General features: G+C 53.4%; 22 protein-coding genes and 1 tRNA gene. 8 read left to right on the forward strand and 15 right to left on the reverse strand.

All coding sequences use genetic code 11. The annotated features are described in order from the left end of the window. Together FCS97_RS05745 and FCS97_RS05750 are read right to left on the reverse strand one after the other, a co-directional pair. Positions 1-1,356: an ATP-grasp domain-containing protein gene (locus FCS97_RS05745; protein WP_138517380.1), complete on the reverse strand. Its 1,356-nt coding sequence runs from the start codon at positions 1,354-1,356 to the stop codon at positions 1-3. Between the two features lie 17 nt (positions 1,357-1,373). Beyond that, on the reverse strand, positions 1,374-2,141 hold the full coding sequence (locus tag FCS97_RS05750; protein ID WP_246065875.1) for a DUF547 domain-containing protein: 768 nt from the start codon (positions 2,139-2,141) through the stop codon (positions 1,374-1,376). Between the two features lie 173 nt (positions 2,142-2,314). Here FCS97_RS05750 and FCS97_RS05755 point away from each other — a divergent pair, with 173 nt between their 5' ends. Then, complete coding sequence (locus tag FCS97_RS05755; RefSeq protein ID WP_138517384.1) at positions 2,315-2,662, forward strand: DMT family protein; 348 nt, start codon at positions 2,315-2,317, stop codon at positions 2,660-2,662. 13 nt (positions 2,663-2,675) lie between these two features. Here the strand turns inward: FCS97_RS05755 and FCS97_RS05760 are convergent, their stop codons facing one another. Then, positions 2,676-3,023: a hypothetical protein gene (locus FCS97_RS05760; RefSeq protein WP_138517386.1), complete on the reverse strand. Its 348-nt coding sequence runs from the start codon at positions 3,021-3,023 to the stop codon at positions 2,676-2,678. Between the two features lie 149 nt (positions 3,024-3,172). On the opposite strand from FCS97_RS05760, the gene FCS97_RS05765 reads away from it, so the two are divergent. From FCS97_RS05765 to FCS97_RS05790, 6 genes are all read left to right on the forward strand, one after another. Beyond that, the gene (locus FCS97_RS05765; RefSeq protein WP_138517388.1) at positions 3,173-4,270 is read left to right on the forward strand and encodes a calcium/sodium antiporter; all 1,098 of its coding nucleotides are present in this window, start codon (positions 3,173-3,175) and stop codon (positions 4,268-4,270) included. A gap of 115 nt (positions 4,271-4,385) precedes the next feature. Beyond that, positions 4,386-5,372, forward strand: a complete 987-nt coding sequence (locus FCS97_RS05770) for a hypothetical protein (RefSeq protein WP_138517390.1) — start codon at positions 4,386-4,388, stop codon at positions 5,370-5,372. After that, positions 5,369-6,262, forward strand: coding sequence for an alpha/beta fold hydrolase (locus tag FCS97_RS05775; RefSeq protein WP_138517392.1), 894 nt, complete (start codon positions 5,369-5,371; stop codon positions 6,260-6,262). Before FCS97_RS05770 ends, FCS97_RS05775 begins: the two co-directional genes overlap by 4 nt. Positions 6,263-6,285: 23 nt before the next feature. Further along, entirely contained in the window at positions 6,286-8,895 is a 2,610-nt protein-coding gene (locus FCS97_RS05780) for a glycosyltransferase family 2 protein (RefSeq protein ID WP_138517395.1), read from the forward strand. Next, the gene (locus FCS97_RS05785; protein ID WP_138517397.1) at positions 8,892-10,574 is read left to right on the forward strand and encodes a sulfatase-like hydrolase/transferase; all 1,683 of its coding nucleotides are present in this window, start codon (positions 8,892-8,894) and stop codon (positions 10,572-10,574) included. The genes FCS97_RS05780 and FCS97_RS05785 overlap by 4 nt, the downstream gene beginning before the upstream one ends. A 31-nt stretch (positions 10,575-10,605) precedes the next feature. Further along, complete coding sequence (locus FCS97_RS05790) at positions 10,606-11,259, forward strand: peroxiredoxin (RefSeq protein WP_138517399.1); 654 nt, start codon at positions 10,606-10,608, stop codon at positions 11,257-11,259. Between the two features lie 4 nt (positions 11,260-11,263). Here FCS97_RS05790 and FCS97_RS05795 read toward each other — a convergent pair whose 3' ends face one another. The 12 genes from FCS97_RS05795 to pyrF all read right to left on the reverse strand — a co-directional run bounded on the left by FCS97_RS05795 (position 11,264) and on the right by pyrF (position 22,562). Continuing rightward, positions 11,264-12,709: a hypothetical protein gene (locus tag FCS97_RS05795; protein WP_138517401.1), complete on the reverse strand. Its 1,446-nt coding sequence runs from the start codon at positions 12,707-12,709 to the stop codon at positions 11,264-11,266. Next, on the reverse strand, positions 12,706-14,913 hold the full coding sequence (locus FCS97_RS05800) for a peptidase M19 (RefSeq protein ID WP_138517403.1): 2,208 nt from the start codon (positions 14,911-14,913) through the stop codon (positions 12,706-12,708). Before FCS97_RS05800 ends, FCS97_RS05795 begins: the two co-directional genes overlap by 4 nt. A 127-nt stretch (positions 14,914-15,040) precedes the next feature. Beyond that, on the reverse strand, positions 15,041-15,304 hold the full coding sequence (locus FCS97_RS05805) for a Txe/YoeB family addiction module toxin (RefSeq protein WP_138517405.1): 264 nt from the start codon (positions 15,302-15,304) through the stop codon (positions 15,041-15,043). Next, positions 15,301-15,543, reverse strand: a complete 243-nt coding sequence (locus FCS97_RS05810; protein ID WP_138517407.1) for a type II toxin-antitoxin system Phd/YefM family antitoxin — start codon at positions 15,541-15,543, stop codon at positions 15,301-15,303. Before FCS97_RS05810 ends, FCS97_RS05805 begins: the two co-directional genes overlap by 4 nt. Positions 15,544-15,610: 67 nt before the next feature. Then, positions 15,611-16,441 (reverse strand): hypothetical protein, encoded by an 831-nt coding sequence (locus tag FCS97_RS05815; RefSeq protein WP_138517409.1) that lies wholly within the window; start codon positions 16,439-16,441, stop codon positions 15,611-15,613. A gap of 84 nt (positions 16,442-16,525) precedes the next feature. Next, positions 16,526-17,554 (reverse strand): hypothetical protein, encoded by a 1,029-nt coding sequence (locus FCS97_RS05820; RefSeq protein WP_138517411.1) that lies wholly within the window; start codon positions 17,552-17,554, stop codon positions 16,526-16,528. 186 nt (positions 17,555-17,740) lie between these two features. Then, a tRNA-Lys gene (locus tag FCS97_RS05825) sits at positions 17,741-17,816 on the reverse strand. A 92-nt stretch (positions 17,817-17,908) separates the two neighbouring features. Further along, entirely contained in the window at positions 17,909-18,406 is a 498-nt protein-coding gene (ybeY, locus tag FCS97_RS05830; protein WP_138517413.1) for an rRNA maturation RNase YbeY, read from the reverse strand. After that, positions 18,396-19,412, reverse strand: coding sequence for a PhoH family protein (locus tag FCS97_RS05835; protein ID WP_138517415.1), 1,017 nt, complete (start codon positions 19,410-19,412; stop codon positions 18,396-18,398). Before FCS97_RS05835 ends, ybeY begins: the two co-directional genes overlap by 11 nt. 39 nt (positions 19,413-19,451) lie before the next feature. Next, positions 19,452-20,909, reverse strand: a complete 1,458-nt coding sequence (locus FCS97_RS05840; RefSeq protein ID WP_138517417.1) for a sensor histidine kinase N-terminal domain-containing protein — start codon at positions 20,907-20,909, stop codon at positions 19,452-19,454. Positions 20,910-20,922: 13 nt separating this feature from the next. Further along, positions 20,923-21,627 (reverse strand): response regulator, encoded by a 705-nt coding sequence (locus tag FCS97_RS05845; protein ID WP_138517419.1) that lies wholly within the window; start codon positions 21,625-21,627, stop codon positions 20,923-20,925. 74 nt (positions 21,628-21,701) lie between these two features. Next, positions 21,702-22,562, reverse strand: a complete 861-nt coding sequence (gene pyrF, locus FCS97_RS05850) for an orotidine-5'-phosphate decarboxylase (protein ID WP_138517421.1) — start codon at positions 22,560-22,562, stop codon at positions 21,702-21,704. 153 nt (positions 22,563-22,715) lie between these two features. Between pyrF and FCS97_RS05855 the strand changes: the two genes are divergently transcribed. After that, on the forward strand, positions 22,716-23,579 hold the full coding sequence (locus tag FCS97_RS05855) for a DMT family transporter (RefSeq protein ID WP_246065877.1): 864 nt from the start codon (positions 22,716-22,718) through the stop codon (positions 23,577-23,579). Positions 23,580-23,621 lie beyond the last annotated feature (42 nt).

Raw genomic sequence — 23,621 nt, forward strand, 5'->3', positions numbered from 1 at the left:
TCAAAATACTTCTCCTGTGCGTGGTTGAATCAAGTCCATAAGCTGACCTGTTTCGCTGAAAACAGTTCCAGCAGGGTCTTCAAGGTAAGGTGCTGGCCAACCCAGTATGGCACTGGCCTGCTCACAGCGCTTGCGCAAATCTCGCGGGTTTTCGCCACCCAGGTGAACAATGCCGTAGCGGTAGCTGCGCAGCCACTTGAAGTCTCGGTGCAATTCTTTGGCGTCTTTGGGATACTCAAACAGCAAGGCATCGGGAAATGTTTTCCTGAAAGCGGCTTTTTGTGCAAAGCCGGGAAAAGGCACCGCAGCTTTGGGATCGAATGAGCGATACACAAAGCTGGCTGTGGCGCCTGCTGTGGGTGCCTTGCGTGCCAGTGTTGCGGGGTCAATGCCGTGGGCCAGTGCAAATGCAATTTCATGCAGGTCAATGCCGTCCACACGCAGGTACAAATCGGAAAACTGTGAGGCCATGCGTGGATTGAATTCAATCACAGTAATTTTGTCCGTCGCTTCGTCATGGAAAAACTCCATGTTGAACAAGCCATGATCAAAACCCACTGCATTCAGAAATCGCCTTGCCACATCGGCTGCGCGTGCCTGCACCTCAACATGCAGCTTGCTCGGGTATTCAAACCGCATAAAAGCGTCAGTGTTGGGGTACATCACCTCGTCGACCACGCCCAGCGGGCGAACCTCGCCCTGCCACACATAACCATCGAGGTTGTATTGCCGCCCTCGCATGGGGGCCTCCAGCATCATGCTGTGCGCAGTGCCTGCCTCGGGAAGCCGCTTTTTTGCAATTCGTTCGAAGGGCTCCACCAGGTGTTTGATCACCCAAAGTTCCCATGGGCCAAAGCGGGTGTGGTCGTGCAGTTCCTGGGCATTTTTAACTTGTCGTGAAAGCACCGAAAATGCGGCTTTCACGGGTTTCACAAATTGAGGGTATTCAATGCCTTGGGGAACCGGGCCGCCGTAGGCTGCATTCAGCCGGGCGAAGGGCAGGTTGGCTTCTGGGGCAACTTGTTGCAAAACCTCGCGGGCATGCAATTTGTGCTGGCAAGCCAGAATTGAATTGACTGGTGTGCCAGGCCAGCCCATTTTTTCAGCGAGCAAGGCTGCACACAGCGCACCAAATTGTTCGTGGCTGGAGGCAACCGCCTTGGCACCATGCAGTTTGGCCAGCACGGCCGCTTTGGCTACAAAGCGTTCGGTGTCAAACCAGGCTAGGCGCGCATTGCTGGGAAAGGTGAATAAATCAAAGCCCGACACCACACTGGGCCACTGGGTGCGAAGCCGGTTTGCACCTTGCTCATCCCAGTCGTAATTGAACAGCAGCAGAGTTGTTGGGTGAGGCATTTGATCGAGAAATAGGGTTAGCGTTTGATGTCGTTGAGTGACCAGTCGTATTCTGTATACGCTAGGGGAAAGGATTTGGATGCGATTTTATCGACTATTTCCGGGCTAGAACTCATGTCTTTGGCCCACTTCGCAAATACATCCTTCACTTCCTTAAAACCTTGATGGCCCTTTTCAAAGTCTTCAGCAAACCATTTGAAAATCGGACTAACCTGCAACTCGCCGTTCTTTACACGGTTGCGGCTTGGGTCGCTTAGAAACCGCCGCATTCCATCGTCAAGCTGGGCATTCAGTTTTGTTGCGGTGAAGGCTTCGTTGCGCAATGCCGGGCAGCCAATGCTGGCGCAGTTCACGGCAGCATGAATGCGGGGTTCTTTGTACCTGGGCCGAAGTTGTTCATGTTCAATCCAGTCCAAGTGGCGCTTTTCTCCCAACAGTGTGAAAAATTCCTGCTTCCAAGGGCTGCCAAACAGCCCACCTATTTCCTTGATGGACTTGATGTTGGGGTATTTGGTCAAAATCAGTTCAATGGTGAAGCCATTGTAGGCATTGATTAAAAATGCCATTTGCTGGTTTTTCGAGAAGTTATTGAATTCGTTCTGATCAAGCGCAGACCATTCATTCAAGACAGATTTCAGGGCCTGGCGGTCTTGCTGAAAACCTGCGTAGTCCACAACGGTTTGTTTGTTGCTGGGCAACCACTTCACATGCTTGGCCACAAGGCCATTCCAGGCCGAGTAATTGTGGTCAAATTCAGCAGCAAAACCAGCGTTGGTCAGTGCCAATGTGGAAACCAGTAAAAGTGTTCTTAAAAATTTCAGCATGGTTATTTGAATCGCGATCAATGTCGGTTGGAGTTGAACTGGCTACCACTGGTTCAACCCATTAACGAGAGTATTCGTCCGGTGAGGCAATTTGGTTACACTACCGCAGATTCGTCAATTCATTTGGAGTTGCCATGCCCGCTGTGCCGGTCACCATTGCCATGTTGCTGATCAGCAATATTTTCATGACCTTTGCATGGTATGCCCATTTGAAAGACATGAGCCAGAAGCCATGGATTATTGCGGCGCTGGTCAGTTGGGGCATTGCCTTGTTTGAGTATCTGTTTCAGGTGCCCGCCAACCGGATCGGTTACACGGTGCTTTCGGTGGGCCAGTTAAAGGTGATGCAGGAAATCATCACGCTGACGGTGTTTGTGCCTTTTGCTGTGTTTTACATGAAGGAGCCGCTGAAGCTGGATTACTTGTGGGCTGGTTTGTGCCTGGTGGGCGCGGCTTATTTTATGTTCAGGGACAAGCTGTAGTGCCACTGGGTGCTCACACTGCCTTTTGTTCAAATTGCGTCATGAAGTGTTCAATGGCCTGCGTAAACATTTGACCTTGACCACCTTTTTCAGCAACCTGAATTCGGCCTGCGGCCTGTTGTTCCAATTGCCTGGGCAGTTCTTCTTCAGTGGACTGAACAATCACTGGTGTGTGTAGGCAATATTCAAGCAGAAAGCGGGCGGTGTTTTCTGCTTTCGAATCGCTGAGGTTCAGGTCAGAGATCAGTAGCTGGCAGCTGTCGTGCGAGGCTTGAAGCTGTGTCAAGCTTCTGAAGTATTTCACCTCCACCCGGTCTGCGAGCAGGCGAGTCAAATGCGTTTCGAGAACGAATCGATGCATTTCAAAGTCCTCGAGGCAGAAAATTACGGGTTTCATGCGTTTTTAGAATTCAGGCGTTAACATTTACATCGTACGAGAAATGCATTCGGGGTGAGAAATCGACGGATTTCTTATCCCTCACAATGGGGTTGTTGCACAGGAGAGGGCCAATGCTCACCGACGTATTGTTCTTTGTAGCGGGACTTGTTTTGCTGGTACTTGGCGCCAATGTGCTGGTTCGCGGTGCATCCAACCTCGCATTCTCGTTTGGTATTTCGCCATTGGTGGTGGGTTTGACGGTGGTGGCCTTTGGCACCAGTGCACCTGAAATTGCCGTCTCAGTCGGGGCGGTGATCGCAGGCACCACGGACATTGCCATTGGCAACGTGGTGGGCAGCAATATTTTCAATGTGCTGTTTATTCTTGGTTTGAGCGCAATGATTACGCCACTGGTGGTGAATCTTCAACTGATTCGTCAAGAGGTGCCGATCATGATTGGCGCATCGGTGTTGCTGCTTTTATTGAGCCTGGATGGGCAACTGTCCTGGAGTGATGGCGGTATTCTTGCTGTACTCATGGTGGCCTACACTGCATTTTTGATTGTTCAATCCCGCACACAAGTCAAAGAAGCACAAGCCGAATATGACGAAGAACTTCACCCGGCTGCGCAAGGCAGTTGGGATTCCAAGCTGCCGGTGCAGCTTGGGCTGATCGTCCTGGGTTTGGGTTTGCTGGTGCTGGGCTCAGAATGGCTGGTGGGGTCCGCAGTTGTATTTGCCAAGGCCATGGGAGTGAGTGATGTGGTCATTGCGCTGACCATTGTCTCGGCGGGTACGTCCATGCCCGAGGTGGCCACCTCAATTGCAGCAGCGCTGAAAGGCGAGCGCGACATTGCAGTGGGCAATGTGGTGGGCAGTTCTACATTCAATATTTTTGCCTGTTTGGGTATTTCAAGTTTGGTCGCAGCCCCGCTGGGCCTGCAAGTTGCGCCTTCACTGTTGGCGTTTGACATGTGGGTGATGTTGGCTGTGGCCTTTGCCTGTTTGCCAATTTTCCTCACAGGCAGAGAAATTGCACGTTGGGAAGGTGGTGTGTTTTTGGCCTATTACACTGCTTATGTGGTGTATCTGATTCTCGATGCGCAGGGGCATGATGCACTCGACTTTTATTCCAACACCATGTTGAGTTTTGTGGTGCCCATTACTGTGATTACCCTGGTGGTCAGCGTGTTGCGCAGAAAAAGCGGGGAGGGCAATTCAATCACTTGAATTCAATGTGTTTAGCAGCACTGATCACTGGATTCAGGGACTTACGCCCCCTTCTTTAAAGGCGTACATTGGTATCGTGTATAGACCTGCAGTACAGCTTGATCAGGAGAAGGCTTTGAGAATAGCCCCCGCCGTTGTTGCAGTTGTTTTGAATGTGTTTGCTTTGGGCAATGTGGCCTATGCTGCAAACACCGCCAGTGATTTACCGGTTTGGCTTCAAGAACGTTTTGAACCAGTGCATTACGACTTGACCGAAATGGTGGATGACACTGCACGCGGTATCGACCAGTTTTTTGGCACCGAAGAAAGCCTGTTTGTTGAAAACCAATCCTTTCTCCGGGTGGCGCTGGATACCCGGCTTCAGCCTGGCGAATCCAAACTGGATCCCAGTGTTCGTTTTCGGGTGGACATGCCCACCACCAAAAAACGACTGCGCCTGATTATTGAAAGTGACATTGAAGAGCCTTTGAGCCGCCTTTCCGAGCAGGGTATTCGCGAAGTGCGCGGTGGTGAGCGGTTCGATACCAACAATTCTGCAGTGGGCCTGGAACAGCGTTCCTCCAAAGACCCCACTCAGGCTTGGGTACAAGGCTTGGGTTTGGGCGTGAAGTTTGGTGCACCACTCGACCCCTATGTGCGTTATTCCGCCTTGAGGCAGTGGAATTTCAGCGAGAGCAAGTGGCAAGTCAATTCCTCAAGCCGGGTGACTCAATTCAATCAGCGAGGCTTGCAAGTACGAACCAACTTTGACGTGAACAAACCGCTGGATGAGGAACGAACACTTCGTTTTCAAACCTATGCCGAGTTCGAGGAAATGCGCGACTCCACCGTGTTTTCGCAAACTGCCGAGTTGAACCGTATTCTGGATTCCCGCACGGCCTTGCGTTATGCGCTGATTATTGTGGGAGAGGACCGAGGCGAAAAAACCATCAAGGACTATATTTTGCAGGCCTACTACCGCCGGGACATTCACAAAAACATTCTGTTCATGGATATTATTCCTGAAATTCATTTTCCGACCGAAGGCAATCGAGACCCCTATGTGGCCCTGACCTTTCGCCTGGAAGCATTCTTTAGAGGCAACTTCAGCCGTTCTTTATGACGCATTCCGTTCTTGAATTGCAGAGAGACAACTTGCAGCTTAGCGCGATGGCGGAAGGTTCCGAACAAGGGCCTGTTGCCATGCTGGTGCACGGTTTCCCTGATACGCCGCACAGTTGGAACGGCGTGGCCGAGGGATTGGTGCAGGCAGGCTACTATGTAGTGCGGCCTTGGCTTCGGGGGTACACGCCGGCCTCGGTCAGCCCCAGTGCCGCTTACGATCCGTTCAATGCCGGGCTTGATTTGTTGGCCTGGCGAAATCTGTTTGAAGGGCGCGAGGTGCACCTGGTGGGGCATGATTGGGGCGCAGTGGCTGGCATGGCCGCGGCCGCCACCGACCCGCAAGCCTGGAAAACGCTCAGCCTGTTGGCCATACCGCCATTTCAAAAAGTGGAAAGGGCTTGGCGGTTGATGCCAAAGCAGTTGGTGCTCTCTGCGTACATGCTTGAAATGCAATCGACCAAGGCGCCAGCCAAGTTGGCAGCCAATCAGTGTGGTCGAATTCGGGCTTTCTGGAACAGTTGGTCGCCTGGCTGGAAATACTCCGAAGCCGAAATTCAGCCTGTGCTTGAAGCTTTTTCCAATCCAGGCGTGGCCTGGGCCGCAACGCGTTACTACCGTTCGCTGTTCACTTTGCACCGCGCGGCAACCCGCTCTATTTATACCTTGTCCAGAAAACCATTGCATGTACCCACGCTGGCGCTGGCTGGTGAAAACGATGGCTGCATGCAGTCGGCATTGCTTGCACCCATGGTTGAACCCCAATATTTTCCGAAAGGAGTAAGAGCCTGTACTTTGTCTGGGTGCGGTCATTTTCTTCAAGCCGAGCAACCCGGCGCAGTGCTGCAAGAACTGCTTGCGCATCTGCGTGGTCAAGATAGAATTCACTGAATCGATTTTATAGCTGTACGCCCATGCCCTCCGTTTTTGCGCTGTTTGCTTTTGTGTTGCTGGTAGTCGGGGGTTACGGTTACATCAACCAGCCTGCTCAGGAGCCGCCCTGGAACCAGGTCATTCCGGGCTTCGCATTTTCGCCCTACCAGGCCGGGCAAAGCCCAATCGACAACATCGAGCCCAAACGGGAAGACATCAACCGGGATTTGTCCTTGTTGGCGGGCAAAACACTCGCCATTCGTACCTACACTGTCGCTGGCATATTTGGAGAAATCCCCGCGCTGGCCAAAGCACACAATATCAATGTGGCCTTGGGTGCCTGGTTAAGCCCCGACCTGCAGGCCAATGAGAAAGAACTTGAGCGTTTGCTCAGTGTGGCGCATAGCCCCCCTTACAATGTGGTCCGCCTGATTGTGGGCAACGAGGCCTTGTTGCGTGAAGACCTGAACCTCAAGCAGATGATCGCTTATCTGGACCAAGTACGTTCGGGGACGGATATTCCGGTGAGCACGGCCGAACCCTGGCATGTGTGGTTGAAAAACCCGGAGCTGGCTGAGCATGTGGATTACCTCGCCGTGCATTTGCTGCCCTTTTGGGAAGGCATCGCACTGAATGATGCGGTTGATTTTTCAATCAACACCTACAAGCAATTGCAGCAAACCTTCCCTGGCAAGCCGATTGTGGTCACCGAAGTGGGTTGGCCCAGCAATGGTCGCTCGATCAAGCAAGCCGATGCATCACAGGCCAATCAGGCCAAGTTTTTGCGCCGTTTCATTCAGCGTGCCGAGCAAGAGAACATGGTGTTCTATGTGATGGAGGCTTTTGATCAGCCCTGGAAATCGGACATTGAAGGCAGCGTGGGCGGGCACTGGGGTGTATTCGATTCATTTCGTGAAGCGAAGTTTGAACCAGATCGTCCAATCATTGCCATACCACAGTGGAAGTTACTTGCCGCTGCATCCATCGTGGTGGCATTGATGATGACTTTCCTCTTGCTGATCGACAGCAAAGCCCTGCGCGACAGTGGGCGCACATTTTTGATCTTCAATGCCTTTGTCATTTCATCTTTGATCATTTATGTAATCTACGACTTCACCTTGCAGTACCACACCTGGGCCAGTGTGGCCATTTCCGTCTTTCTGTTGCTGGGTGTGGTGGGTGTGTTTGTCATCGTGATGTCAGAAGCCCATGAATGGGCAGAAGCCATGTGGTACAGCAGCCGACGCAGGTTGTTGACCTTGCCAAAGCGTGCAGATTCGGAGAATACGGGCGCAAGGCATTTTCAGCCTTTTGTGTCCATTCATGTGCCGGCCTACGAGGAACCACCAGAGATGTTGATGGATACCCTCAATGCCCTGGCCCGACTGGATTATCCGAATTTTGAAGTGATCGTGGTGGACAACAACACGAAAAATGAGGCCACTTGGCGCCCAGTGCAGGCACATTGCCTGCAACTGGGTGAGCGTTTCCGCTTCTTTCATGTCAGCCCCTTGAGCGGCTACAAGGCGGGTGCCTTGAACTACGCGCTGGAGCGGACCAGCCCGCAGGCCGAGGTGGTGGCTGTGATTGATGCAGACTACAAGGTGCTGCCACACTGGTTGAAAGACCTGGCCCCCGAATTCGAGAAGCCCGAGATTGCGATTGTGCAGGCTCCGCAAGACTATCGCGATGGTTCAGACAGCGCATTCAAATCCCTGTGTTATGCCGAGTACAAGGGTTTTTTTCATCTCGGTATGGTGACCCGCAACGAGCGCAATGCAATTATTCAGCACGGCACCATGACCATGGTTCGCAGGTCGGTGCTTGAACAGGTGGGCTGCTGGGGGGTTAGCACCATTACCGAAGACACTGAATTGGGGTTGCGAATTTTTGAGCAGGGCCATGAGGCGGTTTACATTGACCAAAGCTACGGGCACGGTTTAATTCCCGACACCTTTACTGATTACAAAAAACAACGCCACCGCTGGGCCTATGGTGCCATGCAAATTTTGCGCGAACACGCAGCCCAGTTGCTGGGGCTTAAGCCAAGCAAATTGACAGCAGGCCAGCGCTATCACTTTGTGTCTGGTTGGTTGCCCTGGATTGCCGATGGCATCAATCTGGTTTTTACCCTGCTGGCTTTAGTGTGGTCGGGCTTGATGTTGCTTGATCCTTTGGCGTTCAATGCCCCTCCATTGTTGATCAGCATCGTGCCCATCATGTTTTTCACATTCAAAATCACCAAGCTGTTCACTCTGTACCTGGTGCAGGTCAAGGCCAGTTTTACAACGGCTGTGGCAGCCACTTTGGCAGGCTTGTCACTTAGTTATGCGATAGGGCGCGCCACCTTGTCGGGTTTGTTTGTGGGGCGAAAAATTCCTTTCATTCGAACTCCGAAAATGGTCAATCGAATGGCAGTGCTGTATGCAATCAATGCAGCCCGGGATGAATCTGTTTTGGCCTTTGTGTTGTTGTGTGCCGTAGGGCTGATCTATTTTCAATTGGGTTTTGATTCCAAAGAGAACCTGGCCTGGTGCCTGGTATTGGTGTCCCAAAGTTTGCCTTTCCTTGCGGCGTTTGTCGTTTCCTTACTCAGTGCTGCGCCCACACGGGCTGCGGCGCACAATGAAGTTGGTGTAAAGCAGTCATGAGTTCAACAGATACAGCATTGCGAAACAGTCTTGGCCTAAGCGTTGCGAGCCTGCCTGCCGTGTCAAAGTGGCGCTTCAGCGGCCAATTGCTGTTGGCCTTGATTTTCTTAAACTCCACGCTGTGTTTCTCTGCCATTTGGCCCACTGTGTACGTGTTGCCCGACCTTGGCGTGTCGCCCGAGTTTGTGTGTCTGGTCATGTTGCTGTCTGCATGGGTGGCTATGTTCGGCAAGCCCTCAGCGCGGGCATTGGGTGTTATTTCTGCGGTGTATTTGTTGATGGCATTTGGTCACTATGCCGATGTGGTGGTCCCTAACTTATTGGGGCGCCCAGTCAACTTGTACTGGGATGTGCCGCAGCTTCCGCGCTTTGTGTGGGTCACTGTTCAAGGCTTGCCGGTATGGCTAACAGCCTTGGTTGCGCTTGTGGCTTGCGCGGCAGTGTGGGCTTATTACCGCCTGTTGCTGGTCGCCATGAAAACAGTAAGCCATGCAGTGCAGCCCGTGGCCAAAACACTGTGGTTGTGGAGTGCCTTGCTTTTGGCTGGCGCCGTTGTGTTGCTCAATTATTCCGAAGACCCAGACAAACCCACCTTTGTGTCCAAGGCCGTGGTGCCTGTGTACTGGAAAGAGGCCATGAAGCTGCGCGATATTCTGGTGCCCTCGCGTGCGGCGCAATTGTTGCCGGCCACCACGGTAATCGACGAGACCTTGGCCAAAACAGACACACCGGCCTTGGCTGCGCTGAACAATCGCGATGTGCACATGATTTTTCTGGAAACCTATGGCGCGGTGCTTTACGACCAAAAAGATTCCTCAGCCGCTGTTGCACAAACCCGTGCACAACTTGAACAATCCATTCTGGCCAGCGGCCGCAATGTGGTGTCCGCGTTTTATGTGTCGCCCACCATTGGCGGCGCAAGCGACCTGTCACATTTGTCAGTGTTGTCAGGCATCGATTTGAAAGACTCGCGCAAACACGATGTTTTGCTGACCACCGAGCGGCCCACTATGCTTGATGTGTTCGAGCGTGAGGGTTACGAAACTTTTGGTCTCTACCACTCTGTGGGTTGGGAGTGGGCTGAGCGAGCTTTTTACAGTTTTGACCAATACATTGATGGCCCAGCGCTTGGTTATGAAGGCCCCGCCTTTGGCTTCTGGAAAATTCCAGATCAGTTTGCAGCAGCCCGGGTTGATCAGCTGTACCCGCGCGATGAATCGGCCAAGCCGCGCTTTACTTTTTTCCCAACCATTTCAAGCCATTTTCCCTTTCACCAGGTGCCGCCTTATCAGCCCGACTGGAAGAAACTGCTAGGCCCTCAACCTTTCGATGCGGCTGCGGCGGCCCGCGCACAAGCTGAACCCGTGAACTGGGAATACATGAAACCCGATTACCTGCGCACGATCAACTACACCAACACCTGGCTTGCCGGTTATTTCAGCCAGCCAGAGCCCAGAGAAACCGTGTACGTGATGATCGGTGACCATCAGCCCACAGGCAGTGTGTCGAGAGAACCCACACCGTGGGATGTACCGGTGTTCATCGTGTCAAAAGACAATCGTTTGCTGGATCGCTTCAGGGCGATGGGTTTCACCAATGGATTGACACCTCAGAAACGCGTACCCTTGGGGACACTGAATGAACTGACTGCCGTATTGCTGAAAGGCTTTGGCAGCTAGTTTCGCGAAACGGCTTAACAAGGAGATATCAATGGGTTTAAGAATTAATGATGTGGTGCCTAACCTGAGCCTGGAGACCGACCAGGGAAAATTCATGCTGCATGACTTTATTGGTGACAGCTGGACCATTCTTTTCAGTCACCCCAAAGACTTCACACCCGTGTGCACCACCGAGTTTGGTGCCGTGGCGCAGTTGGCTGAGGAGTGGAAAAAACGCGGTACGAAAGTAATTGGATTGTCTGTTGACGGTGTTGAAGAACACACACAATGGAAAGGTGACATCGAGAAATTTTCTGGTGCAAAGGCGTCTTTCCCTATCATTGCAGACAAGTCGCTTGAAGTTTCCAAGGCGCTGGATATGTTGCCTGCAAATGCTTACTTGCCCGACGGCAGAACAGCGGCAGACTCGGCCAGTGTTCGTGTTGTATTCATTTTCAGCCCAGACAAGAAGATGCAGTTGTCCATGACTTACCCTATGTCTGTAGGCCGGAATTTTGCAGAAGTGCTGCGTGCGCTGGATGCGCTACAGGCCACCTACGGTAAGCCGATTGCAACGCCCGCAAACTGGGTGCAGGGGCAAGATGTGATTGTTGCTTTGTCACTGAACAATGAACAAGCCACCGAGAAGTTCGGAAATATTGACATCAAACTGCCGTACCTGCGTACCACCAAGATGCCAGCTTAATTGCCTAACTTTGCAAGGGCTGTGCCAAAATCCAAAGCCCCACGCTGGTGAATACCACCATCAGCACCAGCATGGGCAATTGGCTTAAGGTGGCGTGCCTGTTGCTGCGTTCAAGTTGCAAAGCTTGGTGGTGTGCCAGCCAAACGGCGGCCACATGCCCAGCCAGAATCAGCACCACCTGGCTGGCCCAGATGTTGGCCATGTCCGGCAGCCAGGGCAGACGGCCTGTGATGGCGTTGCCAAAAATGTTCCAGCCCCAACCGAAGGGGTCTGATACCAAGCCCCGAATTTTCAAACCTTGACTAAACAGCAGGGTGTAGTAGTGCGTCAGGTGGTACACCACGGCAATAGGCACTAGGCTGGGTAAGTAGCGGCGCAACAGCAAGCCAATGGGTTGTTGGCCGCCGGTCAGCATGCGACCCAAGGCGATGAAAAGTACGAAGAGCAGCAGGTAAAAAAACGGGGATACGATCAATAGGACAATCTCCCACGCAATAAACCACGGGCGCACTTGTGGATAAATTTTCAGTGGGTGATCGCCAAAGGCAGCCGTTAAAATACCCCACGGGTCTTGCCAGAAAATGTTGAAATACACCGCAGTTTCACGCAGACCGTCGTAAGCGGTAGATGACAGCAAGAATAAAACAAACAGGCATTGTGCCGGGTGCCACAGGCGAAGGCGGCGAAGGTCGGAGAAGGGCAGGGCAATTCGCCAGCGGTATTTTCCATCGGTGCTGCGTGTTCTACGCAGCGGCGCACACGCAGCAAACAAGCGAAACAACACGGCAAACAATTCACCACGTTGCAGCCAGCGCCGCGTTCCCCACAACAGCATGCCCGCGTAATTGAATGCGCCAAACGCAATCAACAGCAAAGCAAGCTTGCGGGGCGTGCTGTGAAAGAACAGTTCAATGGCAATCAAGCAAACCAGTTGCAGCAAGGCAGGCCAATGGCCCAGCCAGCGTGGATACTTGCGAATTCCGTTCCAGCGGGCGGGCAGTAGAAACCGCCAGGGGTGTTGGTACTTGTACCAGTCGCCAATCAACATGGATGCATAGGCGCCACCCAACACAAACAGAATCCAGAAGAAGGTCATGTTGAAGTTGCGGTGGCTGTCGTTGCTGCCCACCAAGCCCGTGATGATGCAAAACAGCAAGGCACTTAGCCAGAATAGCGAACCTGCTGCACGTGCTTTGTGAACCCAGCTGGTTGGCCAGGCAGGCAATGGCAATACACGGTGAGCCTGCAAGCGCCTGGATAACTTGCCGCCGGATTGCTTACTGAATTGACCGCTGAAAGCCAGCAATACGAATGACAACACCAGAGCCAGTACCGAGCCTGCAATGTAAAGCCCATAGGGCATGGGCAATTGCACAGGTTCACCGAAGGCATGTGCCCAGGCGGTGGCAGGTGCTGCAAGCAGCACCGCGGTCAAGCCAAGCGATTTCATTTCGGGTTGTTGCGGTAGTACACGTTCTCCCACATGCGCACATAGGCTTCAGCGCTGTTGTACAGGGCATCAATGGCCTCGCCACCACCTTCAAGGCGTACTTCTTCAACAAAGTCGGCCACCATGCCGTAGTGCGCCATGCCCACTTCGTCGATGTGCCAGAATTTGCCGCTTTCCGGAATGGTCAGCAAGTTCACCTTCATTTCAGGAAGCGACTGGTAACGCGGGCCCCAGCCCTCACCACGGAACAGAGTAAACGGGTATTGAACGGGCACACTGTCCCCACCGCGCGGGCCGGGGTGGCCACCAAAGCCATTGCCATCTGCACCATAGCCCAGACCCAGCAGGGTGTTATTCATGCCCGCCTTGTTGCGCCAGAATTTCAACTTCTCGAGAAACTCCACATGCTTGATGCCGTTGCCTTTGTAGGGGTATATAACGCCGCCACTTTTCAGCATGCGTACAGCCTGGTCGCTGGTCAAGCCACCATGGGCATCGTGCGACGAAGCCATGGGGTAGGGCGGGTTCATGGTCTCTGCCAGGTCCAGCATGATGTCTTTGCTGTGGTAGGCCGCATGGTCTATGTCGATCACAAAGCCGCGGTTCATCAGTGCGGTTAGTGCGTACTGGCCAAGGTCGGTCACGGTGCGGGCATTACAACGTTTACCATCCGGGTACAGCGGTGTAATACCGCCCACAGCCTCAAGTAACATTTTGGTGAGCGCGTTGCCGCTAGTACCGGGTACGGCGGTGGTCATGTTGGTGCCAGGTTCGCGCACTGAAGGTTCATTTTCGGGAAAGTCGCGGCATTCCGTGGTTTTCCAGAAAGCACCGGTGTCAAGAAAGTTCAGGAAGTTGATGACATCACCGCTGAAAATACCAGCACCACCCAGCGAGCTGTCGATGTCGTGGAAGGGGTACACATGGCGTGCGCCCAGGGCCCACAACTTCTCGATTTCGGCGTCAATTTGGGTTTGGTCACATTTGCGAATTTCGCCGCCACCGGGCAGCATGGTGACGCCGCAGTTGAACACTTGCGCCACCTCAACACCCAACACCACGGCAAGCTTGCCTTCATTGGCCACTTGGCGCGCTTCGGCCGGGGTTTTCACAATTCGGTACCAGCCTTTGCCAGGGCCACCAAACTGGGCGTCAACGTAGTCTTGCACGTCATACAGGTATTCCACCTGTTTTGTAGCCACGCCCATGTCGTTGCAATCTGCCTGTGGATTGCCTGAGTAAGTCTGTCCAACCCGGCACAGCGCAGCAATGTTGGTGCCGTGGTTTACCATCACGCGCAGGCCTGCGCGCCAGGCGCGTTCAACCCAGGCGTGGTACATCACCTGGTGGGTCAGGAAGTTGCGGCGAGGCCAGTCCACAAAGGTGGGCCAGCCTTGTGTGTCGTGTTGTGCGCCGGGCGTGGTTTCCAAAATGTTGTTGGCATCGCGAATGCCATTGGGGCCGTGGAATGCTTCACAACTGCCCAGCGCATGGGGAATGCCAAAGCGGTGCACCACTTCCCCGTACAGCACGCCACCAGCGGATGGGCCTACGCTGCCATCCAATGACATTTCGCTGGACATGCCCATGTGCGTGTGGGTGTCGGCAAAGCCGATGATGGGCTGGTTTTCACCGCGGCCTTTGTAAGGTGTGCCTTCCATGGCGGTGGGCATTTCCGGGTAGGCCGCGCAATCGCTGCTGGGCATCAGTTTGAACTGAGTGCGTTCGGTTTGTTGGGTGGCGGTGGTTAGCCCGGCTGTTTCATCCAGTGCCAAGAACCTGCCTGCCGCATCAGTGAAGCTGAACTGGCTTTTGTTTTTGTCAAAACTGGCTTGCCACACGGCTGCATCCGTGGGTTCTGCGCTGGCCACCAGGGTGTTGCCTTGCGCCGTGATCATTTGCCGGTCGCTGCCGTAAATCAGGTACTTGCCCAATTCTGTGGGGCGCATGGTGAACTTTTCAGCTTGCGTGGCCGGGCCTGCCGCATAGCGGGCGGCTGCTGGCTGCACAAACTGCCTGCTGAACGCCGATTGCAAACCAAAGCAGCCATTGGCCACCGAAAATTCTGACAGTTGCAGCGGCGTTTCGCTGGGGTTTACTGCTTGCCCAGCGCCGCTGGTGTTTGTGGTTGAATCGCCGCTTGAGAGGCAGGCGGAGAGGAGTGCTGCTGTTGCGCCCAAGGCGAGAAGTGACTTCACATTCATCCGGCAAACCCCGTTCAAAATTTGGTGGTGATTTGCTGTTACTAAGGGTGTGAAAGTTTTAGATGTGTTTGTGACAGTGAGAATGCCAGTAATGTAAAAAGGGCGACACTTGCCACTTCAATTTAGGCTATTCGTAGTGGCTCCACAGGCGCAGCACTTTAACTGTGCGGTCATTGTCGAGCACTTGATAGACCAAACGATGTTGAATGTTGATTCGCCGCGAATAGGCCCCGGCCAGGTCGCCGACCAGTTTTTCAATGGGGGGTGGTTTGCGGTAGGGGTCTTCGGCAATGATCGCAAGCAGTTCTTGAGCTTTTGGTTTCAGGCCGCTTGCAGCCAGTTTTTTTGCGTCCTTCTGAGCTTGTTTGGTGTAAACGATTGCCCAAGTCACCAGTCCAACTCCTGGTCGCATTCATCCACTGGCGTGTCCATGCCTTCTCGAATGGACTCTCTCATACCCGGAACCGAGAGCAAATAAAGCGTTTCTTGAATGGCTGACCAATCCTCTTCGGAAACAAGAACCGCGCTATTGCGTTTCCCGGTGATGACGATGGGTTGGTGAGACTCTGCGGTTTCATCAATTAGGCGATAAAGATTGCTGCGAGCCTCGGTTGCGGTGATTCCAGCCATGATGAACCTCAAACTTTTGTAATCGTTTATTGTACGATAAAACGAACGTACGTCAATGCGTACATAATTAAAGGCGTGATTGTGAGCGACTTTGATATTTGGTTTTTTGGAGGTCTTCATACGCCTTTACATGTTGGTTGAACAAGCGCAAGTTGAGTTTGCGGATCGGGGCGGGAAGGTGGTACTTCACGTAGTCGTGGCGCCAGCGTTTCAGATGTTCCAGACCTTCGATTTCGAATTTTCCCTTATTCAAATATCGTTCGATCTGAATAAGCCGAATACCCTCTCCAAACACAAGACCGCAGAGGTAACAAAGAATCATTGAGCATATTCCGAGTAAAGAAATAAGTTTTAGATCCTCTTTTAAATCTTCCACCTGGGCGTATTGATTGGCAAACCACATGATATAAAAACCACCCGCCAATACAAGTGGCCAGTAAAGTGTATGAATGATTGGAAAGTTTTTGCGGCGACTGTACTTTCTGGTTCGAAGATTGATTTGAAAAATGGTCCACTCAAGGCCAGAGCATGTTTCAAGAGATGATTTGTCAGATCTGGAATACGCAATCGCATAAGCGACAACAGTGGTGATGAGCAGCACACAGACACCAAAAACAAGATTGATGTTTTCATACCAGTGCGAGGTTTGAATTAGCTCACTGTGGTCAGTCAGTGGGGGCCAATGATGGATTCCAAACACAAACGGATGAACCGCGATCAACAGCGTAGCAAATTCAATGATGGTTGCTTTGATTGGCCTTTTGCTAACAAAAACCCATTGGTAACACACGACGGATGAGAAGAGAACTATGCTGGCAAACAAACACAGAACTATACCCGTGGTCATCCAGGTGGCCATGTACAGAGGGGTCGCGGCAATCAGCAGCAAAAATGACAAGCTGAGAATTCCACCAAGGAAATAAAAGTGCAAAGGGGCTGGATTAATCATGGTCGATAAAAATAACAGTGCCGTCTGTTTGTTTTATTGAAATAGCTTTTTGGCTTTGGCTTCAACAACATCATCAAATCCAAGACGGTCGTAGCCAATTGAAACAGCAACCCCAATTCCCATTGAGAGCAGAATCAAGGGGGCGCCAGCAACCATTCCACCGGTAAACAGAATAGCTACGCCAAAACCAGCGGCCATACCTAGCGCATTGCCAGTTTGATTCTTGGCGCTGTCTACAGCGAACTTCTTGTAGTTGAACTTCTGGTCCAGTTTGGCGTTGTGGTTGTAGTTGGTCATCACGTCGTTGATCAAGGTGGGGCCAAACGTTAGAACACCCCCCACTCTTGCGGAGCCCAGGAAAGATGATCCTGTAAGCCTGCGCAACTCCCACATTTCATCTGCCGCCTGTCGGCTCAAGCTGAGTACTTTGTCATGTTTGAATGCGGCAGGCCCCAAGGACTTGGTGCTCATGTTTTTGCTAATTTGCTGAAACTGGTTTTTCTCCAGCAAGGTAATTTGCTTGGCATTGGTTTGACGAACCCGGATAAGCACATCGGCGTATTTGCCAAACTGGTTGGGGCCTTTAAGGCCCACGGCTTTCAATTCCACACCGTTGCCCAGTTTCACCGTGCGGGATTTTCCGCTGGCCAGTGTGGCTCGTAATTCGGTTTTCATTTTTGAAGTAAAGCGTGCCTTGGCAGCAGCTTCAATTAAATTGGCCAGGTTACCGGGTAAGTTGGTCGCCCCGAACAACTGACCCAGCAAGGCAGCGTTGAATGTACCTTTTTCAAATGCGGTGACCACGGCGCTGGTTTGCTGTGTATTCAGTTGGGCTGTCATCAACATGATGCCTGCCATGGGATCTTGCTGCATTACCTCGGGCACCATGGCCAGGCTTACTTGAGCATCGGGCTCGAAGTGACCCAGAAAATCCATTTCCTGATGCAGGTAAAGCGGCGCTGAACCGTCGTGGCTGTTCAGTGCACGTGTATAAGCAAGTTGTAGTGACTGCGCTTTGCGCTTCAGATGGTCTTCGTGAAATGTGCGGGCTTGGGCATTCATGCAGTTTTGAACGAAAGCAGATCGACCCATGAGTATGCGGAAAGGATCGGGAGGGGTAGAAATTCTCTGTGTGTGTTGCTTGGGTGAGGGATGGCAGTATTGAATTGCATTGGGTACCAGTTTGGTACCAGATCGCCAAAAATGAAAAAGAACTTAGACGCTTTCGCATCTAAGTCCTTGAATTTGTGGTGGGTCGTGCGAGATTCGAACTCACGACCAAAGGATTAAAAGTCCTCTGCTCTACCAGCTGAGCTAACGACCCACATTTCGCTTTTGGGCGTTGGCCCTCAACCGAAGACCGCGATTATGGCCAAGTTTTCAAAAGTGGTCAAGCCCTGTGGGGGCAAAAAGCCACTATTTTTTGGCTGAAATCACGTAAGGGTTTGAAATCTTGAAACGTTTTAGAATTTCGATTTCGCGGCTTTCCATCAACTCAGCCTGATTGTCGCTTTCGTGCACGTAGCCCTGGGCGTGCAGGCAGCCATGGATAATCAGGTGGGCCAGATGGTCAATCGGGTCTTTGCTCTGCTCAGCGGCTTCGCGTTCAACCACGGCGGGGCAAATCACGATGTCGGCCATGAACACGGGCAGGCCCGAGTCGGCACCCAGATCGGGCATGTCCATTGGGAAGGTGAGCACATTGGTGGCGTAGTCTTTGCCCCGGAAGTCGCGGTTCAGTTGCCGGCCTTCTTCTTCGCCCACCAGGCGAATGGTAATTTCTGCTCGGTCCATAAAACAGGCCTTGGCCCAGCGGCGAATGCGGCTGTTGTCCACGTCCGAGAAGGGTGGGTGGTCGGCGTGCACTGCCCATTGAATGGCTACGCTGACTGGCGCTGTGGTTTTACTCGTCATTGGTTTCGCCAGCGGTGCCGGTTCGTTCTGGGTTGTGGAAACGCTCGTAGGCCTCAACAATGCGGGCCACCAGCGGGTGGCGCACCACGTCGGCGCTGGTGAAGTAGGTCATGGCAATGCCTTTCACATTGCGCAGCACATGCTGGGTTTGCACCAGGCCGCTTTGCTGGCCACGTGGCAGGTCAATTTGGGTTACGTCGCCAGTAATCACTGCCTTGCTGCCAAAGCCGATTCGGGTCAAAAACATTTTCATCTGCTCGGGTGTGGTGTTTTGGGCTTCATCGAGAATCACGAAAGCATGGCTTAAAGTGCGGCCACGCATGTAGGCCAGCGGTGCAATTTCAATCACATTGCGCTCAAACCATTTTTGTACCCGGTCAAAACCAGCCAAATCGTACAGGGCATCGTACAGGGGGCGCAGGTAGGGGTCTACTTTCTGGTTCAGGTCACCCGGCAAAAAGCCCAGCCGTTCGCCAGCCTCCACTGCTGGGCGGGTCAAAATGATTCGTTTCACGCTGTCGCGCTCTAGTGCGTCCACTGCACAAGCCACTGCCAAATAGGTTTTGCCGGTACCGGCAGGGCCAATGCCAAAGGTCAGGTCGTGTTCAAGCACGGCTTTCAGGTAGTCTTTCTGGCGGGCGGTGCGGGGCTGTAAGTCGCCCTTCTTGGTTTTCAGAATCACCGGTTCGTCTTCGCCGGCAATCAGCGGAATTTCTTTTTTAGTGCTGGCCACGGTGTTGGTGTTTTTCAGTTCAACCAGTGCCAGCTGAATTTCATCGGCGGTCACGGGTTTGTCACTTTTTTCAAAAAAGTGATTGATCAGAATAAAAGCCTGCTTGGCGTTTTCTTTGTCGCCCACCACATTCAATGTACCGTTGCGGCGCGCAATTTTCACGTTCAATGCGGCTTCAATTTGACGAAGGTTGGCGTCCACCGGGCCACACAGGTTGGCCAGTTTGTGGTTGTCGTCTTCGGGGGCCTGCCATTCACTGCCTTTTGCTCTCATCGGGTGCTTCTAAAAAAGTTGAGTTTGTATTTTAAGCATTCAATCTTCCATTTGCCGGTGGCGCGGCGGGAAACTGACGCGCATGACTGTACCCGGCCGATCGGCATGGTTCGATTTTGGATTGTCGTGAATGGTCACGTTGGCGTCGTGTTGGTGTGCAGTTTCTTGCACAATGGCCAGCCCAAGGCCCGAGCCATCTTCGCTGGTGCCCAGCACGCGGTAAAAGCGGTCGAAAACCAGATTGCGTTCGCTTTCGGGAATGCCTGGGCCGTCGTCTTCCACTTCCAGCACAATCGCTTCGCGTTGGGGGCTGTCGTCTACCCGCACGGTCACGCAGCCTTCTTCAGGGGTGTAGCGCAAGGCGTTTTCCACCAGGTTTTTCATCATCTCGGTCAGCATCAGGGTTTGACCGTTCACGTACACGGGGTGGTCAGGCACTTCGACACCCAGGTCGATGTGTTTGTTCATGGCCTCGGGCACGAAATCGCGGGTCACCGTGCGCGCAATCTGGGTTAAATCAAGTTTCTCAAACTGCAACACTGAGGGCGCCTCGGTGCGCGCCAGCGCCAGCAATTGGTTCACCAGGCGGGTGGATCGTTCGGTGCCCACTTTCAAGCGGCGCAGGCTGCGCAGTTTGGCGGCTTCGTCAGTTTCATCGCTCAGTAATTCAACTTGCATGCGCAGGCCCGCCAGGGGCGTTTTCAGCTGGTGGGCGGCATCGGCCACAAATCGTTTTTGAGTGTCGATGGTTTGTTCAAGGCGCTCCAGTTGTTCGTTCAGCGCCGTAATGACGGGCAGCAATTCCTCGGGTGTGTCTTTGGTTTGAAGGGCGCTGAGGTCATCGGGTTTGCGGGTGCGAATAATATCCAGCAAACTGTTCAGCGGGGCGATGCCGCGGGACAGGCCAAACCACACCAGCAATACGGCCAGCGGCAGAATGACGAACTGCGGCAGAATCACGCCCTTGATAATTTCGTTGGCCAAGCCATCGCGCTTGCCCAGCGTTTCCGCAACCTGAATCAACATGAAGCGGTTTTCGCCGACGGTGGGCAGTTCAATCCACAGGTGGCCAGCGCGAAAGTCTTCGCCGTTGACCACAATGTCCCGAAAGTTGACCACGCCAATTTGCCGGGCCTCGCGTTGGGGAATGGGCAAGGTGCGTTCATCTCCCAGCAGAAATTCGCCTGTTTTGCCCAGCACTTGCACGCGTAGTTGGTCGGTGCCGTCGGCCAGCAAAATTTCCATGGCTTCTTTGGGAATACTGAATTGGTTGCTGGGTGCTTGAGCCGCCACTTCTTGGGCCAAGGCGGTTATTTTGTCGTCGAGAATGTGGTCGAAGGGGTCGTTGGCAATGGATTTGGCCACAAGGTAGGTCACGCCAATGCTCATGGGCCACAAAATAAGCAGTGGGGCCAGCATCCAGTCCAGAATTTCCCCGAAGAGTGAGCGCCGTTGTTGTTGCCCCGAGGCCAGTGGATTGCGTTTGTACCAGGCCAATCAGGCACCTGCTTTATGTATTGGCATCGGCATTCGGCGCGGCTTCTTTCTCGGTGTATTTTTCAAGGCAATAACCCAAGCCGCGCACGGTTGCAATGCGCACGCCATTGACTTCAATTTTTTTGCGAAGGCGGTGAATGTAAACCTCAATGGCGTTGTTGCTTACTTCCTCGCCCCATTCGCAAAGGTGGTCGACAAATTGTTCTTTGCTGACCAGGCGGCCCACGCGCTGAAGCAGAACTTCGAGCAATCCCACTTCACGCGCGGAAAGGTCGAGCATGTCGTCGTTGATGTAGGCAATGCGCCCCACTTGGTCGAAGGTCAGTGGCCCGTGTTTCCAAATGCTGGCGCCGCCGCCGGTTCCACGTCGCGCCAGTGCGCGCACCCGGGCTTCGAGTTCTTTCAGGTCAAAAGGTTTGGCCATGTAGTCGTCAGCCCCGGCATCCAGGCCCTGCACGCGTTGCTCTACGCTGTCAGCCGCAGTGAGGATCAGCACAGGCATGTTGTTGCCGCGCGCGCGCAGCCTGCGCAACACTTCAAGCCCGCTCATTTTTGGCAGGCCCAAATCGAGTATCAAAATGTCGTAGTTCATGGTGGTCAACGCGGTGTCAGTGTCGCTGCCCTTGAACATGCAATCCACGGCATAGCCGGCTTGCCGCAATGATTGCGACAAACCTTCAGACAACAAGCTGTCGTCTTCGGCCAGAAGTATTTTCATCCCTGTCTCCTCAGTGCAGGCCGGCCGGTGTGGCTCTTTTTACCTGAACATGAATGGTGTGTGTTCTGTCGATTTTAGCCTGAAAGTGCCGCGGCTTTTGCAGCTTGTATGGCGTCACGGGTGTTTCGGGCTTCCTGTGCGGCAGCACTTGCGAAACCGGCTTTGCTGCTGGCGTACAAAATGGCGCGCGATGAATTGATGAGCAAACCCCAGCCCTGGCTGCACAGGCCGTTTTTCACGGTGTTCAGCAAATCGCCACCTTGTGCGCCAATGCCAGGCACCAGCAGTGGTGCGTCGCCCACAATGCTGCGCACGGTTTTAATTTCTTCGGGGTAAGTGGCGCCCACAACCAGGCCAACTTGCTGGTGCGGGTTCCAGGTGCTTGTGGCCAGTTTGGCGACTGTTTGGTACAGCGGTTCGCTTTTCTCGGTGTTTAAAAATTGAAGGTCGTTGCCACCGGGGTTGGATGTGCGGCACAACAGAAAAAGACCCCGATCAGGATAGACATGGTAGGGCTCAACCGAGTCGCTGCCCATGTAGGGGCTCAGGGTTACGCTGTCGGCCTTGTAGCGCTCGAAGGCCTCAATGGCGTATTGCTTGGCGGTGGCACCGATGTCGCCGCGCTTGGCATCCAGAATGGTGGTGGCGTGCGGCGCAATTTCATTGGCGAAGGCCAAAATGTTTTCCAGCGCAGCCTCAGCCCGGTTCGCAGCGAAATAGGCAATTTGGGGTTTGAAGGAACAGGCGAATTCAGCAGTGGCCTTGATAATTTCCATGCAGAACCGCTCAATTTCAGCAGGGCTTGTGCCATAGCCTTCAGGCATGCGGGCAATGTCGGGGTCGAGGCCCACACACAACATCGAGTTGCTGTGTTGCCAACTGTGCGCAAGGCGTTGCGGAAAAGTTTTGAATTCGGTGAAACGGTTGCTGGCCATTGCGTGCGTGTGCAGTTGGAAAGTGTCGCTATTGTACAGGATCAGGGCAAGCCCCTAGGGGCAAGTGTGGGGCGATGCACTACACTCGGGCACCTTACTGAATGATCGTTCACTTTCGTGCCTGCAGCAAAATTATCCTTACCGCAAATCCAGTTGCTCCTCGGAATTACCGCCATTTGGGGGTTGAACTGGCCCGTGATGAAGTATGCGGTAAGCCAGTATCCGCCCCTGCATTTTCGTGCCCTGTGCATGGTATTTGGCATGGTGGCCATGTGGTTTGTGGCGCGGCAAATGAAAGTGTCGCTGAAGGTACCGCGCGAGATGTGGGGCCGCGTGGCTTTGTTGTGCATACCCAATATGATCGGCTGGCACCTGTTCTGTATTCTGGCCGTGAAAGAACTGAGTTCGGGGCGCGCTGCCATTTTGGGTTACACCATGCCTGTGTGGGTGGTGCTGACTGGTTTGATGTTCGCACACCCGGTAGGGCGACGCGGCTGGATAGGCCTGGCACTGGCCATGGTGGCTGCGATGTTGCTGCTTTCCTCGGAATTTGCTGCAATTGCGGGCAGCCCGCTGGGCGTGGTGCTGATGCTGATTGCAGCCGCTTGTTGGGGCTTGGGTACCACCTTGATTCGGCATTACCCCACGGGCTTGCATGCGCTTACTTTCACGCATGCCATGATGCCGCCCACCATTGTGGCCATGGGTTTGGCCGGGTTTTGGTTTGAGGGAACCGATGTGGGTGCCCCGCAGGGTTGGTCACAGTGGTGGCCAATTTTCTACAACGCCTTTGGCGTGTTTGCGTTTTGCCAAGTGGCGTGGTTTAGCTTGGCGAAGTCGCTGCCGCCGATTGTGTCTAGCCTGTCCATCATGATTATTCCAGTGGTGGGTGTAATGGCGGGCAGCTTCTTTCTGGGTGAAGTGCCGCACTGGCCTGATTTCGTTGCCTTGGTGCTGATTCTTTTTGCGATGGCGGTGATTTTGGTGCCAGGGCGGAAGAAGGCGGTAGTTGGCTGAAGCGCGGGTGACTTTTGATCTGAACTTGAAGGGTCACTGCTG

Source organism: Limnobacter alexandrii, from assembly GCF_005871185.1.
GTDB classification, from domain to species: Bacteria; Pseudomonadota; Gammaproteobacteria; order Burkholderiales; family Burkholderiaceae_B; genus Limnobacter; species Limnobacter alexandrii.